Annotated in this window: 1 protein-coding gene; it reads left to right on the top strand. The window is 60.5% G+C overall.

Annotation, left to right across the window (positions count from 1 at the left end; translation table 11 throughout):
• Positions 1 to 457, top strand: a 457-nt coding sequence (locus AC1DVR_RS23680; protein WP_478003076.1) for a COG4705 family protein, incomplete at its 5' end; no start/stop codon positions are given.
• Positions 458 to 831: the final 374 nt, after the last annotated feature.

Raw genomic sequence — 831 nt, 5'->3', positions numbered from 1 at the left:
GGTCTTCACCGCCGCCTTGGCCGTGACCTTCGCGCTCTGGTATCGGGCCGAGGGGACGCTTTCGATCCACTCGATCCTGAACACCCGGCGCGAGWTCTGGTACTGGCTGGCCATTCTCTTCACATTCGCGCTGGGGATGGCGGCAGGTGATCTGGTGTCCGAACAGTTTGGTCTTGGCTACCTCAGCACCGGCATCCTGTTCGGCATGATCATCGCATCCCTTTCGATTGGTTACTACTTCCTCGGCCTTGATGCGATACTTGGCTTCTGGCTGGCCTATATCTTCACCCGCCCACTTGGCGCGTCCTTTGGCGATCTCTTGTCGCAGCCGCACGAATACGGTGGCTTCGGACTTGGCACGATCATCACCAGTGCCGTTTTCCTCGGCGCCATCATCCTGATCGTCGCGTACATGACCTTCACGCACGACGGTGAAGAGCCGGCGATTCAGGCCTAGACCCGCGCCGAAGCCGTGCCCACTTCCTCGACCATTGTGCCGAACCGGCCTTACCGCCCGCTCAGCGCAATGTGTTGGGAGCGCGACCATGATGGAGCGGCATCGCAACCTTACAATTTATTGATCTTGCGGCAAGGTGGATGCAAGTTTTGGCCCCTCATGGTTTGGCTGCCGCGTCTCGCGGTGTGTCGCAGAGGATAACCATGAACGTCACGTCTCCGCTCTGTATTCTGACCGCTTCCCTGGCCCTGCCCTCTCTCGCTTCAGCCGGGGATCTGGCGCTGACGGGTGGGTTGACCGCCACCACGAACTATATCTCGGACGGTGTTTCGCTTTCGGGGGGCAGGCCGGCCCTCCAACCCTCGCTTGAGGTC

It is taken from the genome of Rhodobacter sp. P2_H5, assembly GCF_056403335.1.
Note: the sequence above shows the minus strand (reverse complement) of the source record. Positions and strands in the feature narration are given on the sequence as shown.